Genomic DNA, 15385 nt, shown 5'->3' on the forward strand with positions numbered 1-15385 from the left:
CTGACCCTCTACCTGCCCAAGGATGCCGCGGCCCTGGCCCTGGGTGCCGACGATATCGCCGCCGCCCTGACCGCCGAGGCCGCGGCGCGCGGGATCGAGTTGCGGCTGGTGCGCACCGGCTCGCGCGGGATGGTCTGGCTGGAACCCCTGCTGGAGATCGAGCAGGACGGCCTGCGCCACGGCTTTGGTCCGCTTGAGGTATCCGACGTAAAATCCCTGTTCGAAAGCGATTTCACCGATCACGCCAAGGCGCTTGGCCCCGTGGAAGACATTCCCTTCTTCGCCCGCCAGACGCGGCTGACCTTCGCCCGCTGCGGGGTGATCGACCCGCTGGACCTGAACGCCTATCGCGCCCATGGCGGGATGGCCGGGCTGGAACGGGCCCGCGGGATGGCGCCCGAACAGATCGTAGCCGAAGTGACCGAGTCCGGCTTGCGCGGCCGGGGCGGCGCGGGATTCCCCACGGGGATCAAGTGGAACACGGTCCTCCAGGCCGAGGGGCCGCAGAAATACATCGTCTGCAATGCCGACGAGGGCGACAGCGGCACCTTCGCCGACCGCATGCTGATGGAGGGCGACCCGTTCTGCCTGATCGAGGGCATGGCAATCGCCGGGCTGGCGGTCGGCGCGACCCGGGGCTTCGTCTACTGCCGCTCGGAATATCCACATGCAATCAGGACCTTCGGCGACGCCCTTGAGATGGCGCGCGAAGCTTGCCTGCTGAGCGAGAGCTTCGACATCGAGCTGCGCGTCGGCGCGGGCTCCTACGTCTGCGGCGAGGAAACCGCGCTGCTGAACTCGATGGAGGGCAAGCGCGGCACGGTGCGCGCGAAACCGCCCCTGCCGGCGCACAAGGGGTTCATGGCCCGGCCCACGGTCATCAACAACGTGATCTCGCTGGCCTCGGTTCCGGTGATCCTGGCCGAGGGCGCGGCGCATTACAAATCCTTCGGGCTGGGCCGGTCGCTGGGCACGGTGCCGCTGCAGGTGGCGGGCAACGTCAAGCACGGCGGGCTGTTCGAGGCGGCGTTCGGCATGACCATCGGCGAGTTGATCCACGATATCTGCGGCGGCACGGCCTCGGGGCGCCCGGTCAAGGCAGTGCAGATCGGCGGGCCGCTGGGGGCCTATTTCCCGGTTACGCTGTTCGACACGCCGCTCGGCTATGAAGAATGCGACGCCGCGGGCGGGCTGATCGGGCATGCGGGCATCGTGGTGTTCGACGACACCGCCGACATGGGCGCGATGGCGCGCTTCGCGATGGAATTCTGCGCGGTCGAAAGCTGTGGCACCTGCACGCCGTGCCGCATCGGCGCGGTGCGCGGCATGGAAACCATCGACCGCATCCTCGCGGGCGACCCGGCCGCGCCCGCGATCCTGGCCGACCTGTGCGAGACCATGCGCGACGGCTCGCTCTGCGCGCTGGGGGGCTTCACGCCCTACCCGGTCGAAAGCGCGCTCAAGTATTTCCCCGAGGATTTCACCCCCAGACAAGAGGCCGCGGAATGAAGGATTTCATCATCCCCGACCCCGATTTCGGAACACCTGCCCGCCGCTCGGACAAGACCGTGACGCTGACCATCGACGGGTTCGAGGTGACGGTACCCGAGGGCACATCCGTCATGCGCGCCGCCGCGGAACTGGGCATCGAGATCCCCAAGCTTTGCGCCACGGACAGTGTGGAACCCATCGGGTCCTGCCGGCTGTGCCTGGTCGAGATCGAGGGCCGCCGCGGCACGCCGGCCTCCTGCACTACGCCGGTCGCAGACGGCATGCAGGTCCACACCCAGACGCCCAAGGTCGCCAAGCTGCGCCGCGGCGTGATGGAGCTTTATATCTCCGACCACCCGCTGGATTGCCTGACCTGTGCCGCCAACGGCGACTGCCAGTTGCAGGACATGGCGGGTGCCGTGGGCCTGCGCGACGTGCGCTACGAGGCGGGCGCGAACCATTTCGAGACGCGCCAGAACGGCGAGGCGAACCCGCGCTACATCGAAAAGGACGCGTCCAACCCCTATTTCACTTACGACCCGTCGAAATGCATCGCCTGCTACCGCTGCGTCCGGGCCTGCGAAGAGGTGCAGGGCACCTTCGCCCTGACCGTCGACGGCCGCGGCTTCGAGGCGCGGATTTCCACCGGGCACGACGATTTCCTGGGCTCGGATTGCGTCAGTTGCGGTGCCTGCGTGCAGGCCTGCCCCACGGCAACACTTCAGGAAAAATCGGTCATCGAGATGGGCACACCCGACCGCGCCGTGGTCACCACCTGCGCCTATTGCGGCGTGGGGTGCAGCTTCCGGGCCGAGATGAAGGGCGACCAGCTGGTGCGCATGGTGCCGTCCAAGGACGGCAAGGCGAACCGCGGGCATAGCTGCGTCAAGGGCCGCTTCGCCTATGGCTATGCCACCCATCCCGACCGCATCCTGAACCCGATGATCCGCGAATCGATCGACCAGCCTTGGCGCGAAGTCACCTGGGAAGAGGCGTTCGAGTTCACCGCCCGGAAATTCCGCGGCATCCAGGAAAAACACGGCGTGCGCGCCATCGGCGGCATCACCTCGTCGCGCTGCACCAACGAGGAAACCTTCCTGGTGCAAAAGCTGATCCGCCAGGTCTTCGGCAACAACAACGTCGATACCTGCGCGCGGGTCTGCCATTCGCCCACGGGATACGGGCTGAAAACCACGCTCGGAACCTCGGCCGGGACGCAGGATTTCGACAGTGTCGAGCACGCGGATGTCGTCCTGATCATCGGCGCGAACCCGACCGACGGGCACCCGGTTTTCGCCAGCCGCCTCAAGAAGCGGCTGCGCCAGGGCGCGCAACTGATCGTGGCCGATCCGCGCCGGATCGACCTGGTGCGGGGTCCGCATGTGCGCGCCGCGCACCACCTGCCGCTGCGCCCCGGCACGAACGTGGCGCTGCTGACGGCGATGGCGCATGTGATCGTGGCCGAGGGGCTGACGTATGACGATTTCATCCGCGAGCGCTGCGAGATGGACGCCTACCAGGACTGGGCCGGCTTCGTCGCCGAAGACCGCCACAGCCCCGAGGCGACCGAGGCGCTGACCGGGGTTCCGGCCGAGGAGGTCCGCAAGGCCGCCCGGCTTTACGCCACCGGCGGCAACGCGGCGATCTATTACGGGCTGGGCGTGACCGAACATTCGCAGGGTTCGACCACCGTGATGGCCATCGCCAACCTCGCCATGGCGACCGGCAATATCGGGCGTCCCGGCGTGGGCGTGAACCCGCTGCGCGGCCAGAACAACGTGCAGGGGTCCTGCGACATGGGAAGTTTCCCGCACGAATTGCCGGGCTACCGCCACGTCCATGACGATGCGGCGCGGGGCCTGTACGAAAAGCTGTGGAACGTGACGATCTCGGACGAACCGGGGCTGCGCATCCCCAACATGCTGGACGCCGCCGTCGGCGGCACGTTCAAGGGCATCTACATCCAGGGCGAGGACATCCTGCAATCGGACCCCGATACGAAACACGTGGCCTCGGGGCTGGCGGCGATGGATTGCGTCGTGGTCCACGACCTGTTCCTGAACGAAACCGCGAACTACGCCCACGTGTTCCTGCCCGGCTCCACCTTCCTGGAAAAGGACGGGACGTTCACCAATGCCGAACGCCGCATCAACCGCGTGCGCCGCGTGATGGCGCCGCTGAACGGGCTGGCCGACTGGGAAGTCACACAACACTTGGCGAACGCCATGGGCGCGGGCTGGACCTATGCGCACCCCGCCGAAATCATGGCGGAAATCGCCGCCACCACGCCCAGCTTCGCCGGGGTCAGCTATGACCTGCTGGAGGCCGAGGGGTCGGTGCAATGGCCCTGCAACGACGCCGCGCCCAGGGGCACGCCGGTGATGCACGAGGGCGGGTTCGTGCGCGGCAAGGGGCTGTTCGTGGTCACCGATTACGTGCCGACCGACGAACGCACCGGGCCGCGCTACCCGCTGTTGCTGACCACGGGGCGGATCCTGTCGCAATACAACGTGGGCGCCCAGACACGGCGGACGGGAAACACCGTCTGGCATGCCGAGGACGTGCTGGAAATCCACCCGCATGACGCCGAAACCCGCGGCATTTCCGAGGGCGACTGGGTGCGCCTCGCCTCGCGCTCGGGCGAGACGACGCTGAGGGCGACGCTGTCGGATCGCGTCAGCCCCGGCGTGGTCTATACCACCTTCCACCACCCCGAGACGCAGGCCAACGTGGTGACCTCGGACTATTCCGACTGGGCCACGAACTGCCCGGAATACAAGGTGACGGCGGTGCAGGTGGCGCTGACCAACGGCCCGTCCGACTGGCAACTGAGCTATGCCGAGCGGGCGCGCGCCGCCCGGCGCATCCTGCCGGCGGCGGAATGACCGGCGGGAGCGCCAGAACCACGGCGCTGGCCGTCGGCCCGGCGGGGCCGGAACGGGTCGGCCGCACGCTGGCCGAAGAGGTGCCGGTGGCGCTGTCCTATGACGGCACCACGCAGGCGGTGATGCTGGCCAGCCCCACGGAGCTGAACGATTTCGCGCTGGGCTTTTCGCTGTCCGAGGGGATCGTGGACACGCCACCCCAGATCGAGCGGATCGAGCGGGTGGACCATGCCCAGGGCATCGAGATGCGGATGTGGCTGGCCCCGGGCCTTGGCGCGCGGCTGATGGAACGGCGCCGGTCGATGGCGGGGCCGGTGGGCTGTGGTCTTTGCGGCATCGACAGCCTGGAGGCCGCGGCGCGGCCCCTGCCCCGGCTGCCCGGCGATGCGCTGCGCCTTGCGCCGGGGGACATCGGCCGGGCCATGGCCGCGCTGCGCGGCGCGCAGGCGCTGCACGATGCCACCCGCGCGGTGCATGCCGCGGGGTTCTGGACCCCGGCCGAGGGGCTGGTCGCCGCGCGCGAGGACGTGGGCCGGCACAACGCGCTGGACAAGCTGATCGGGGCGCTGGCCCGGATCGGCCGCGATGCGGCGGGCGGCGTGATCGTGATGACCAGCCGCGTCTCGATCGAACTGGTGCAAAAGGCCGTCCTGGCCCGCGCGCCGGTCCTGGCCGCCGTTTCCGCCCCCACCACGCGCGCCGTCGCCGCGGCCGAGGCGGCGGGCCTGACGCTGATCGCCCGCGCCCGTGGCGAAAGCTTCGACATTCACACCCATCCCGACCGGATCGCCTTGAAGGAGGTTCCCCATGACGCCTGAGAAACTGGTCTACATGGCCAACCAGATCGCCACCGCTTTCGCGCGCCTGCCCGAGGACGCGGCGGTGGCGGCCATCGCCGATCATATCGACGCCTTCTGGGACCCGCGGATGCGGGCGCACCTGCTGGACCTTGTCGAGGCCGGTGCGCCCGACCTGTCGCCGCGCGTGGCCGCCGCCGCCGGACGCATCCGCAAGCCCGAGGCCGCGTGACCGGCCCTGCGGGCCGGTTTCAGGGTATTTCGACCAAGAAGAAGACAGGCGCGCGGCAGGCGATCAGCCGCGCCCGTCGAATTTCAGCGGCAGGGTAAAGCTGTAGCTGGACGCGCTCAGCCCGTCGGGGGCCGCGGGGAACCGGCCGGCCCGGCGCACAGCGGCCAGCGCGGCGCGATCGAGAACCGGGTCGCCCGCGCTTTGCGCGAGACGCGCCGAGACCAGCCGCCCGTCCCGCGCCACCACCAGTTCCACCAATGCCCGGCCGGTCGCCCGTGCCCCGCGGGGATACCGGTGCACCCGGCTGACGCGGGCCAGGATGCGCGCGCCCCAGTCGGCGCGCAGCGCGCGGGCTGCGGCGGGCGAAAGGCTGGGCGCGGCCCGGGTCGTGGCACCGGCCGCCGGCGCGCGGGCCGCGCCCGCTGCGCGTTGCGCGGCGGCGGGCGGCTCGGGGCGCGCGCTGCTGGGCGGCGGCGGGGTGTCCGGTTCGGGCGGCGGGGCCTCGGCGGTGGGCGCGGCCATGGCGGGCGGCCGCCCCCCGGGCCGGACCGGCGCATCGCGTTCGGGCAGGGCCGGGGCGCGGGCGGGATCATCCGCGATGGGCGGCGCGGCGAGCGCAAGCGTCGCATCGGCGGGTGGCGTCAGCGCGGGCGGCGGGGCCAGCGGCCGCGGCGCGCCATCGGCACCGGGCGCCACCGGGGCGGCCAAGGCCACCGGGCGGCGGGTGGCGGTGTCGGGCGCGGGGGCGGCCGGGGCCGCATCGGGCGGGGGTGGATCGAGCGGGCGGGCCGCGGTCTGCGTACTGGGCGCGGCCTGCCATTCCTCGGCCAGGCGCGACAGCGCCGGCGGGGCCGCGGCCAGCGTTACCAGCGCCGCACCGCCATCGCCGCCGCCCCCCGTGGCGCCGCCCTGCGACCCCGACGACAGGCCAAAGGCGGCCACGTGCAACCCCGCCGCGATCGGCAGGAACAGCGATATCTCGGCCAGCCGCCTCATCGCGGCACCGTCTGCAGCACCAGCCGGTCCTGCCCCAGCGCCGCAAGCCGGGCGGAAAGGCGGGCCAGCGTCGCGGCCTCGGCCCCGGCATCGGCGCGCAGGATCAGCGGCGTGTCGGTCCCGCGGTCGGCCAGCGCCGCGAAGACCGCCTCGCCGCGCGCCGCGCCGTAGGCCAGCGCGCCATCCGCCGCCAGGTGCAGCATGTCGCCCGCCACCTGGTCGCCCCCCCCGGCCCGGGGCGGCGCGGTTTCGAACGGGTCGGGCGGGGCGATCCGCGCGCTCATCAGGAAGAAGATCAGCAACAGGAACACCACGTTGATCATCGGGACGATGCTTTCGCCGCGGGGGCTTACCGGCGCGGGGGTGAAGTCGAACATGCGCCTACTCCACCAGCACGAGGTTCGCGAGCCCCGCCGCCGACAGCGCCTCCATCGCGTCGACGAGGGCCTGCAGGTCGGCGCCGCCGCGAGGGCGGATCAGCACCGGGTCGGCGGGGCTGTCGGTCAGGCGGTCCAGTTCGGCGGCCAACGTGGGCAGGTCCATCGCGACACCGTTCAGGCGCACCCCGTCCGGGGCCACCTCGACCAGCCGCGGCGGGCCCTGCCATTCCGCCGCGCCGCCCGTTCCGGCCACCAGTTCCAGCCCCGCCTGCGGACCGAACCGCGCGGCGATCATGAAGAACACCAGCAGCAGGAACACCACGTCGATCATCGGCGTCAGGCTGGGCCGGCGAACCCGGCGGGGCGTGTCGAAGGCGAACATCTACGCCCCCTCCCCGGCCAGGAACAGCCGCGTGGCCAGATCCTCCATGTCGGCGCGCGCGCTGTCGGCGATGGCCTCGAACCAGGTGACCGCCATCGCCGCCGGGATCGCCACGGCCATGCCTGCGGCGGTGGTCAAGAGCGCCTCCCAGATGCCGCCGGCCAGGTCGGCGGGGTCGGCCGCCGCGCCCGAGGATTCAAGCGCCTGGAACGCCTCGATCATGCCCAGCACCGTGCCCAGAAGACCCAGAAGCGGCGCGATCACCGCGATCAGTTCCAGCGCCCGGATACCCTCGCGCGCCTCGGCCAGAAGGCGGCGGGCAATGCGGGTGGTTTCCTCGCGGGCCTTGGGCTCGGGCAGGGCCGCGCGCGCCTCGATGGCGGTGCGCACCAGCCGCGCGCGCAGGCCCACGCGGCCCGCCACCGCCGCCACCGCCGCCTCGCGCTGGCCCTCCTGCCAGAGCGCAACGGCACGCTCGGCCCGCTGCCCGGCAAAGGCGCCTAGCACGATCAGGCGCCAAAGCTTCCACAGGATCAGCGCAAGCGTCGCCACCGACAGCGCCGCGATCACCCAGATCGCCGGGCCGCCACGCGCCAGGAACACCGAAAGCGCCTCCATCATCGACCTCCTTGCATGCCGTCCAGCGCGGCGATGATCGCGTCCAGCCCCTCGGTCAGCGCCGCCGGGCCCGGTTGCAGGATCAGCGGCGACTTGATCTCGTGGATGCGGCCGTCGCGCACCGCCGGAACCGCGTCCCAGCCGGGGCGCGCGGCGATCTTCTCGGGGCGCACCTTCTTGCCGCACCAGGACGCCAGGATCACCTCGGGTGCCGCGGCGATCACGTCGGCGTCGGTCACCACGCGGTCCTTGGCGGCCTGCTGACCGGCCAGGTGGGCGAAGACGTCATCGCCCCCCGCGATGCCGATCAATTCGGACACCCAGCCCACGCCCGACAGGCGCGGTTCGTCCCATTCCTCGAAATAGACGCGGGGGCGGTGGGCGCGCGGGATGGCGCGCAGGGCGTCCAGCCGCGCCGCGTAGCCCGCCGCCAGCGCCTCGGCCCGGTCGGGCACGCCGGTCAGCGCGCCGAGGAAACGGATCATCGCCAGTATCCCCGCCACGTCGCGCTGGTTGAAGGCATGCACCGCGATCCCGGCGCGGATCAGGGCCGCCGCGATCTCGTGCTGGATGTCCGAGAAGGTCAGCACCAGGTCGGGGTCCAACGCGCGGATCTTCGGCAGATCGGCCGAGGTAAAGGCCCCCACCCGCGGTTTTTCCCGCCGCACGCGGGCCGGGCGCACGGCATAGCCCGACACGCCCACGATGCGGTCCTCCTGCCCCAGCAGGTACAGCGTTTCGACCGTTTCCTCGGTCAGGCAGACGATGCGCTGGGGCGGGAAACGGCGGGTCATGCCACCACCTCGACCGGCTGCACCACGGGGCCGTCGGGGGTTTCGGCGAAATAGGCGCGCAGGCCGAAGACGCGGGCAAGGTTGGCCTCGGTCAGCACCTCGCGCGGCGGGCCGTCGGCGACCAGTTGGCCGCGATGCATCAGCACCAGGCGTGTGCAGAACCGCGCGGCCAGACCGAGGTCATGCAGGGCGGCCAGCACCAGCCGCCCTTCGGCGGCGAGGCCCGAAAACAGCCGCATGGTGGCGATCTGGTGGGCCGGATCCAGCCCGGCGATGGGTTCGTCGGCGATCAGCACCGGCGCCTCTTGCGCCACGGCGCGGGCGATCAGCACGCGGGCCTGTTCGCCGCCCGACAGCGCGGTGGCCCGGCGCGTTTCGTATCCCGCCAGGTCCATCCGCGACAGCGCGTGCGCGATTGCGGCGCGGTCGGCTGCGCCCATCCGCTGGCCGGGTCCCAGATGCGGCGTGCGGCCCAGGCCCACCAGCGTTTCGACCGAGACCGGCCAGGCGATCTCGCGCATCTGCGGCAACCAGGCGGCGGCGCGCGCACGCTCGGCTGCGGACAGGCGGGCCAGCGACGACGTGCCCTTGTGCCGGATCAGGCCAAGGGCGGCACGCATCAGCGTGGTCTTGCCCGCGCCGTTCGGCCCGATCAACCCGACGCATTCGCCGGGGCGCAGGTCCAGCGAGACATCGTCGACCACCGGGCACGGCCCGCGATGCACGCTCAGGTGGGACAGGGACAGGCCGGTCATTGCGCTGCCTCCGCCCGGGTCTTGTAGATCAGGTGGAAGAACAGCGGCGCGCCCAGGATCGCGGTCAGAACGCCCAGTTTCAGGTCGCGCTCGGGCAGGATCAGACGCACCGCGAGGTCCGAGGCCAGCAACAGCGCCGCGCCTCCCAGCGCCGAGGCGAGGAGCAGCCGCCCGGGCCGCGCCCCCACCAGCGGGCGCAGCAGGTGCGGCACGATCAGCCCGACGAACCCGATGGCGCCGGCCACCGCGACGCCCGCGCCCACACAGGCCGCCACGCCGATGACAAGGGCCAGCCGCAGGCGCGACAGCCTTATGCCCAGCGCCTCGGCCGCGTCCTCGCCCAGGGTCAGCGCATCGAGGCCGCGGCCCAGCCCGGCAAGCAGCGCCCAGCCGATCAGCGTCAGCGGCAGCGCCAGCCAGACATGGGTGAACGACCGGTCGGCCAGCGACCCCATCATCCAGAACACGATATCGGCCGCCGCATAGGGGTTGGGCGACAGGTTCAGCACCAGCGAGGTGAGCGCACCGGCCAGCGCCGAGATCGCGATGCCCGAAAGGATCAGCGTGAACGCCCCGCCGCGCGGACCCGCCAGCCCCAACAGCAACAGCACCGCCACCAGCGCGCCCGCCAGCGCCAGCCCCGGCAGCGCCAGCGCATGCGCCGCCGCCAGGCCCGTCTGCAGCGCGATCACCGCACCCAAAGCCGCCGAGGCCGAGACGCCGATCAGCCCCGGTTCGGCCAGCGGGTTGCGCAGATAGCCCTGCAACGCCGCGCCCGACAGCCCCAGGCTCGCCCCCACCAGAACGGCCAGGATCGCCCGCGGCAGGCGGATCTCGCGCATCACCAGGACGGCGGCCTCGCCCCGCCCCGTGACCAGCGCCGACAGGCTTTCGAGCGGCGACAGCGCCGCCGGGCCGACCAGCAGCGAGCCGACGAACAGCGCGGCGACAAGCCCGCACAGCGCAAGGATCAGCGCGCGAAAACCCTGCCCTGCCCCGGCCGGGACGGCACTGACGGCTTCGATGGATCGCTCGGCGCTCATCGCCCGGTCCCCTCGCCCATTCCTGTTCTGTCCGGACGGGCGCAGGGGCCTGCCGCAGACGGTGCACATGTCGTCACCTCTGCGGTCTGGCCGCCTCCGGGTCGCGCCCCGCGCCCGGACAGGGTGATCTGGCTTCGGCAGGTCTCCTGGCTTGCGGGTCGTCGCTTGGCTGGCCTTCCCGGGGCATTGCGCCCAGTGGCACCTGTCAGCCGCGCTCTCCGCCTACAGTTGCGGGGGCAGCCGCGGATTTGCCCCGTGGTGGGGGGGGCGCACCGCGTTCCCTTTTCATCCCCCCCCCTGCGGGGCGGAACCGAAGTGGCCCATGCCTATCGCATCGGTCGGAAATGTCAAAGGCCCTGATCGCACCCCCGGCGAACGGGCGCCGGGCGGGGGCGGGATCAGCCGTTCCGGAGCGGAATCGGCGATATGAATCGCATATGAATTCCATATGAATCCCATATGACTTTTTTCGGACTTTCCGCCACCGCCCGCGGCGCCGGCCCAGGGCCTGAAGAACCGCAGAAAGGATTCGAGCGGAAGCCCGTCGCGCGTCCGCCTGCCGCAGGCCGCCGCGCTTTACCCGCCGTTAATCATGACTCCGGCATGTGGATTTTTCCCGGCGTGTTTCACGGAGGAACGGACAATGAAGAACGGCACCATGCGCGGCGCAGGCGGCAACGGGTCCGGCCGCGGAAACACGGCCCCTGGAACCGATACCTATAGCGATGCCGATATCGCCAGCCTGCTGTTCATGCTGGAAGAGGAAAAACTGGCCGGGGACATCTACGCAGCGTTCTACGACCAGACCGGCCTGCGGATTTTCGACAATATCGCCGCCTCGGAAGACCGCCATCACGACGCGCTGCTGAACCAGGCGTCAAGCCTGGGCGTGGACGTGATCGAGTTCGTTTCGCTGCCGGCGGGCAGCTATGTGAACCCCGCGTTGCAGGCGATGTATGACGACCTGCTGGCCATGGGGTCGGACTCGGCGACGGCCGCGCTGAATGTCGGCGTGCTGATCGAGGAAACCGATATCGTCGATCTTCAGGACGCGGTCGCCTCGGTCGAGGGCACGGCGCTGGCGGATGTCTATGGCCGGCTGCTGGACGGTTCCGAGAACCACCTGGCGGCGTTCGAATCGGCCCTTGGGCTGTGACCGGAAGGCGCGGGCCTAGCCGCCCTCGCCTGCCAGCCCCCTGAGGATCGGGCAATCGGGCCGGTCGTCGCCCGCGCAGGCGTCGACCAGGTCGGACAGCGTGGCCCGCATCGCGCGGAGTTCCGCGATCTTGGCGTCGATCTGGACAAGGTGTTCGCGCGCGATGCGCTTCACGTCGGCGCTGGCCCGGCCCTTGTCGGCATAAAGCGCCAGAAGCGCGCGGCATTCCTCGATGGTGAAGCCCAGAGACCGGGCGCGGCCGAGGAAGACGAGGTTGTGCAGGTCCTGGTCGGAAAAATCGCGATAGCCATTGGCCGCGCGGTGCGGCGTGACCAGCCCGATTTCCTCGTAATAGCGGATGGTCTTGGCCGGCAGGCCGGTCGCCTGCGCCACGTCGCCGATATTCATGCCCGCCCCCCGGCGATGGGCGCCAGCCCGCGCAGGCGCAGCGCGTTGGACAGCACGAACAGGCTGGAGGCAGCCATCGCGCCCGCGGCCAGCATGGGCGAGAGCAGAACGCCGGACAGCGGATAAAGCAGCCCCGCCGCCACCGGGATCAGGGCGGTATTGTAGGCAAACGCCCAGAACAGGTTCTGGCGGATGTTGCGCAGGGTGCGGCGGCTGATGTGCAGCGCGTCGGCCACGCCGCGCGGGTCGCCCGCCATCAGCACGACGTCGGCGGCCTCGATGGCGACATCGGTGCCGGTGCCGATGGCGATGCCGATATCGGCCGCCGCCAGCGCGGGCGCGTCGTTCAGCCCGTCACCGACAAAGGCCAGCGGACCGTCCGCGCGCAGATCTTCCAGCGCGGCGACCTTGCCGCCGGGCAGCACGCCCGCATGGACCCGGTCGATGCCCAGTTCGGCGGCGACGGCCTGCGCGGTGGCGTGCGTGTCGCCGGTGATAAGGGCGGTGCGCACGCCCATCGCATGCAGCGCGTCGATGGCGGGCTTGGCGGTGGGCTTGACCGGGTCGGCAAGGCCGATCAACGCCAGCGCGCGGCCGTCGCGGGCGACGTAAACCGGCGTCGCGCCGGTGGCGGCGAGGCGCTCGCCCGCCTGCGCGAGGTCGCCCAGATCGATGCGTTCCTCATCCATCAGGCGGGCCGCGCCGACGAGGATGGCGGCGCCATCCACCCGGCCGCGCAGCCCGAAGCCGGGCAGCGCCTGCACGTCTTCGGCGGTGGGGTGGTCGGGCGCGGCCTCCAGGATCGCGCGTGCGATGGGGTGTTCGGACCGCGCCTCGACCGCGGCGGCAAGGCGCAGCGCCTGGGCCCGGTCGATGCCGGGGGCGGTGGCGATCTCGGTCACGGCGGGGCGGCCCTCGGTCAGGGTGCCGGTCTTGTCGAAGGCCACGGTGGCCACGCCCGACAGGGCCTGCAACGCGTCGCCCTTGCGGAACAGGACGCCCAGTTCGGCGGCGCGGCCCGTGCCGACCATGACCGAGGTGGGCGTCGCCAGCCCCATCGCGCAGGGGCAGGCCACGATCAGCACCGACACGCCCGCCACCAGCGCCAGGCCCAGCGCGGGCGCGGGGCCAAGGGCCAGCCACAGCAGCACGGTCAGCGCCGCCACGGCCAGAACGGCGGGAACGAAGACCGCGGTCACCCGGTCGGCCAGCGCCTGCACCGGCAGCTTGGCGCCCTGGGCGGCCTCGACCATGGCGACGATGCGGGCCAGCGCGGTGTCGGCGCCGACCTTGGTGGCGCGCACCCGCAGCGCGGCGGGGCCGTTCACGGTGCCGCCGGTGACGGGCGCGCCGGGGGTCTTCTCGACCGGCATGGGTTCGCCGGTCAGCATGGATTCGTCGACCGCGCCCTGCCCCTCGACCACCTCGGCATCGGTGGGGATGCGTTCGCCGGGGCGGATCTCGATCAGGTCGCCGGGGACAAGCGCGTCGACGGGGCGGTTTTCGATGCCGGTGTCGGTCACCACGCGGGCGGTGTCGGGGCGCAGCGCCATCAGGCGGCGGATCGCGGCGCCGGTGCGGCCCTTGGCGCGGGCCTCCAGCGTGCGGCCCAGGAGGACGAGGGTGACGATGACGGCGGCGGCCTCGAAATAGACGTGCGCGGTGCCCGGCGGCAGCAGGCCGGGGGCGAAGGTGGCGATGGTGGAAAAGGTCCAGGCGGCGCCGGTGCCCAGCGCGACAAGGGCGTTCATGTCGGGCGCGCCCTTCAGCAACAGCGGCAGGCCCTTGGCGAAGAAGGCGCGGCCGGGACCGGCAAGGATCGCGGTGGTGAGCAGGAAGGCCAGGATGCGCAGCGCCTGTTCGCCGGCCAGTGCGGCGCGGAAACCGGGGGCGATGTGGCCGCCCATCTCGACCACGAAGACCGGCAGGGTCAGGGCGGCGGCGACCAGGGTGCGGCGGCGAAGGCTCTGCGCCTCGGCCTGCTGGGCGGCGGCGGGATCGTGGCTGTCCTGCCGGATGGGGTCGGCGGGGTAGCCCGCGGCGGCCAGCGCGCGGGCCAGCGTGGCGGCATCGGCAGCACCGGCCAGCACGGTGGCGCGGGCCTCGCCGGTGGCGAGGTTCATGCTGGCCGCCGTGACGCCCGGTTCGGCCAGCAGCGCGCGTTCGATGCGGGCCACGCAAGAGGCGCAGGTCGCGCCCTGAACGGCCAGCGCGACCTGGCTGCGGGCGACGGCGAAGCCCGCGCCCTCGACCGCGCCGACAAGGGGGGCGGAGGGGCCGGCATGGTCGACCTCGGCGGTGGCGGCGGCGAGGTTCACGCGGGCGGCGGCGACCTGTGGCAGGGCGGCAAGCGCGCGTTCGACGCGGGCCACGCAGCCCGCGCAGTGCAACCCTTCGAGCCTGAGACGGGTGGTGGTCGTGGGGGCGGTCATCGCGGGTTTCCCTTGGCTGGACGGGGCCAAGATAGGGCTTCCAGTCACTGGAAGGTCAAGGCCCGCGCCCTAATTCGGCAGGAACGCCCCCTGCCGGCCGACGATATGGCCGTGGATGCGCCGGCCCGCGGCACTGAGGGCGGTGTCGGCGCGATGCACGAGGAACCATTGCCGCACCAGCGGCAGCGCCTCGGCCTGGAGTTCGGCCAGGCGGCCCGCGCGCAATTCCTCGGTCACGGTGTGGCGCGAGATCAGCGCGATGCCCAGACCCGCCATCACCGCCTGTTTCAGGGTCTCGTTGCTTTCCAGTTCGATGATCCGCGCGGGCCGCCCCCGGCCCAGCCGTTCCAGGAAACGGTCCATCAGGATGCGGGTGCCCGAGCCGTCCTCGCGCGCGACGAAGGGTTCGGCCAGGATCAGTTCGGGCGGCAGGCGGCCCTGCCCTGCCAGCGGGTGATCAGGGCGCGCGATCAACACGTGGGGATGCGGGCCGAGAACGGTGGCCTGCACCTCGGGCACGCGCGGCGGGCGGCCCATGATCGCCAGATCGACGCTGGCCGAGGCAAGCGCGGCGACGATGCCCTCGCGGCTGGTCACGCGCAGGATGACGTCGATGGTGGGAAAGGCGCGCTGAAGATCGGCCACCAGGCGGGGGGCGAAATACTTGGCGGTGGAAACCACGCCAAGGGTGACCAGCCCCTCCATCCCGTCATTGATCGCGCGGACATGGTCGGCGCAGGCCTCGAGCGCGGTTTCGACGGCGCGCGCGCCGACCAGCACCGCCTCGCCCTGCAGCGTCAGCCGCGCGCCGCCCTGGGGGCCGCGTTCGACGAGGCGGGCGTTGAAATTCGTTTCCAGCTGGCGCAGCTGGCTGTGCACGGCGGGCGGGGTGAGGCGAATTGCCTCGGCCGCGGCGGTCAGCGATCCATGCTCGGCCACGGCCTGCAATGCCCTGAGTTGCTTGAAGGTTACGGCATCGGGCTTGGGCATTAAATTTTTTCTAACGCAGCTTCGAA

At 71.6% G+C, this 15385-nt stretch carries 15 protein-coding genes and 1 riboswitch; of the genes, 5 read left to right on the top strand and 10 right to left on the bottom strand.

The annotated features are described in order from the left end of the window. From EV662_RS03725 to EV662_RS03740, 4 genes are read left to right on the top strand one after another with little or no spacing between them, the layout of a single operon-like run. Positions 1-1509: an NADH-ubiquinone oxidoreductase-F iron-sulfur binding region domain-containing protein gene (locus tag EV662_RS03725; RefSeq protein ID WP_132461226.1), complete on the top strand. Its 1509-nt coding sequence runs from the start codon at positions 1-3 to the stop codon at positions 1507-1509. Then, entirely contained in the window at positions 1506-4376 is a 2871-nt protein-coding gene (gene fdhF, locus EV662_RS03730) for a formate dehydrogenase subunit alpha (RefSeq protein WP_132460803.1), read from the top strand. Before EV662_RS03725 ends, fdhF begins: the two co-directional genes overlap by 4 nt. Then, positions 4373-5194 carry a formate dehydrogenase accessory sulfurtransferase FdhD gene (gene fdhD / locus EV662_RS03735; RefSeq protein WP_132460804.1) on the top strand — a complete coding sequence of 274 codons (822 nt, stop codon included), beginning with the start codon at positions 4373-4375 and terminating at the stop codon, positions 5192-5194. Before fdhF ends, fdhD begins: the two co-directional genes overlap by 4 nt. Continuing rightward, complete coding sequence (locus tag EV662_RS03740; protein WP_132460805.1) at positions 5184-5405, top strand: formate dehydrogenase subunit delta; 222 nt, start codon at positions 5184-5186, stop codon at positions 5403-5405. The genes fdhD and EV662_RS03740 overlap by 11 nt, the downstream gene beginning before the upstream one ends. 63 nt (positions 5406-5468) lie before the next feature. On the opposite strand, the gene EV662_RS20010 is transcribed toward EV662_RS03740, so the two are convergent. The 7 genes from EV662_RS20010 to EV662_RS03775 are packed head-to-tail and all read right to left on the bottom strand — an operon-like array spanning position 5469 to position 10373. Beyond that, positions 5469-6401 carry an energy transducer TonB family protein gene (locus EV662_RS20010; RefSeq protein WP_132460806.1) on the bottom strand — a complete coding sequence of 311 codons (933 nt, stop codon included), beginning with the start codon at positions 6399-6401 and terminating at the stop codon, positions 5469-5471. Then, the gene (locus EV662_RS03750) at positions 6398-6778 is read right to left on the bottom strand and encodes an ExbD/TolR family protein (protein ID WP_132460807.1); all 381 of its coding nucleotides are present in this window, start codon (positions 6776-6778) and stop codon (positions 6398-6400) included. Before EV662_RS03750 ends, EV662_RS20010 begins: the two co-directional genes overlap by 4 nt. A 4-nt stretch (positions 6779-6782) precedes the next feature. Beyond that, positions 6783-7163 carry an ExbD/TolR family protein gene (locus EV662_RS03755; protein ID WP_132460808.1) on the bottom strand — a complete coding sequence of 127 codons (381 nt, stop codon included), beginning with the start codon at positions 7161-7163 and terminating at the stop codon, positions 6783-6785. Beyond that, on the bottom strand, positions 7164-7781 hold the full coding sequence (locus EV662_RS03760; RefSeq protein ID WP_132460809.1) for a MotA/TolQ/ExbB proton channel family protein: 618 nt from the start codon (positions 7779-7781) through the stop codon (positions 7164-7166). After that, positions 7781-8575: a cobalamin-binding protein gene (locus tag EV662_RS03765; RefSeq protein WP_132460810.1), complete on the bottom strand. Its 795-nt coding sequence runs from the start codon at positions 8573-8575 to the stop codon at positions 7781-7783. Before EV662_RS03765 ends, EV662_RS03760 begins: the two co-directional genes overlap by 1 nt. Then, on the bottom strand, positions 8572-9330 hold the full coding sequence (locus tag EV662_RS03770; protein ID WP_132460811.1) for an ABC transporter ATP-binding protein: 759 nt from the start codon (positions 9328-9330) through the stop codon (positions 8572-8574). Before EV662_RS03770 ends, EV662_RS03765 begins: the two co-directional genes overlap by 4 nt. Then, entirely contained in the window at positions 9327-10373 is a 1047-nt protein-coding gene (locus EV662_RS03775) for a FecCD family ABC transporter permease (protein WP_132460812.1), read from the bottom strand. Before EV662_RS03775 ends, EV662_RS03770 begins: the two co-directional genes overlap by 4 nt. 119 nt (positions 10374-10492) lie before the next feature. Beyond that, positions 10493-10703, bottom strand: a riboswitch (cobalamin riboswitch). 313 nt (positions 10704-11016) lie between these two features. Between EV662_RS03775 and EV662_RS03780 the strand changes: the two genes are divergently transcribed. After that, positions 11017-11529: a DUF2202 domain-containing protein gene (locus EV662_RS03780; RefSeq protein WP_165915509.1), complete on the top strand. Its 513-nt coding sequence runs from the start codon at positions 11017-11019 to the stop codon at positions 11527-11529. Between the two features lie 15 nt (positions 11530-11544). Here EV662_RS03780 and cueR read toward each other — a convergent pair whose 3' ends face one another. From cueR to cbbR, 3 genes are all read right to left on the bottom strand, one after another. Further along, complete coding sequence (gene cueR, locus EV662_RS03785) at positions 11545-11937, bottom strand: Cu(I)-responsive transcriptional regulator (RefSeq protein ID WP_132460814.1); 393 nt, start codon at positions 11935-11937, stop codon at positions 11545-11547. Then, the gene (locus EV662_RS03790; RefSeq protein ID WP_132460815.1) at positions 11934-14369 is read right to left on the bottom strand and encodes a heavy metal translocating P-type ATPase; all 2436 of its coding nucleotides are present in this window, start codon (positions 14367-14369) and stop codon (positions 11934-11936) included. Before EV662_RS03790 ends, cueR begins: the two co-directional genes overlap by 4 nt. Before the next feature lie 69 nt (positions 14370-14438). Beyond that, the gene (gene cbbR / locus EV662_RS03795; protein ID WP_132460816.1) at positions 14439-15359 is read right to left on the bottom strand and encodes a LysR family regulator CbbR; all 921 of its coding nucleotides are present in this window, start codon (positions 15357-15359) and stop codon (positions 14439-14441) included. Between the last annotated feature and the right edge of the window lie 26 nt (positions 15360-15385).

Source organism: Rhodovulum marinum (assembly GCF_004343075.1).
Lineage (GTDB): Bacteria > Pseudomonadota > Alphaproteobacteria > Rhodobacterales > Rhodobacteraceae > Rhodovulum > Rhodovulum marinum.

Coding starts and splice junctions, on each gene's coding strand:
- fdhF (WP_132460803.1), top strand. CDS start 1,506: ATGAAGGATTTCATCATCCCCGACCCCGATTTCGGAACACCTGCCCGC.
- fdhD (WP_132460804.1), top strand. CDS start 4,373: ATGACCGGCGGGAGCGCCAGAACCACGGCGCTGGCCGTCGGCCCGGCG.
- EV662_RS03740 (WP_132460805.1), top strand. CDS start 5,184: ATGACGCCTGAGAAACTGGTCTACATGGCCAACCAGATCGCCACCGCT.
- EV662_RS20010 (WP_132460806.1), bottom strand. CDS start 6,401: ATGAGGCGGCTGGCCGAGATATCGCTGTTCCTGCCGATCGCGGCGGGG.
- EV662_RS03750 (WP_132460807.1), bottom strand. CDS start 6,778: ATGTTCGACTTCACCCCCGCGCCGGTAAGCCCCCGCGGCGAAAGCATC.
- EV662_RS03755 (WP_132460808.1), bottom strand. CDS start 7,163: ATGTTCGCCTTCGACACGCCCCGCCGGGTTCGCCGGCCCAGCCTGACG.
- EV662_RS03760 (WP_132460809.1), bottom strand. CDS start 7,781: ATGGAGGCGCTTTCGGTGTTCCTGGCGCGTGGCGGCCCGGCGATCTGG.
- EV662_RS03765 (WP_132460810.1), bottom strand. CDS start 8,575: ATGACCCGCCGTTTCCCGCCCCAGCGCATCGTCTGCCTGACCGAGGAA.
- EV662_RS03770 (WP_132460811.1), bottom strand. CDS start 9,330: ATGACCGGCCTGTCCCTGTCCCACCTGAGCGTGCATCGCGGGCCGTGC.
- EV662_RS03775 (WP_132460812.1), bottom strand. CDS start 10,373: ATGAGCGCCGAGCGATCCATCGAAGCCGTCAGTGCCGTCCCGGCCGGG.
- EV662_RS03780 (WP_165915509.1), top strand. CDS start 11,017: ATGAAGAACGGCACCATGCGCGGCGCAGGCGGCAACGGGTCCGGCCGC.
- cueR (WP_132460814.1), bottom strand. CDS start 11,937: ATGAATATCGGCGACGTGGCGCAGGCGACCGGCCTGCCGGCCAAGACC.
- EV662_RS03790 (WP_132460815.1), bottom strand. CDS start 14,369: ATGACCGCCCCCACGACCACCACCCGTCTCAGGCTCGAAGGGTTGCAC.
- cbbR (WP_132460816.1), bottom strand. CDS start 15,359: ATGCCCAAGCCCGATGCCGTAACCTTCAAGCAACTCAGGGCATTGCAG.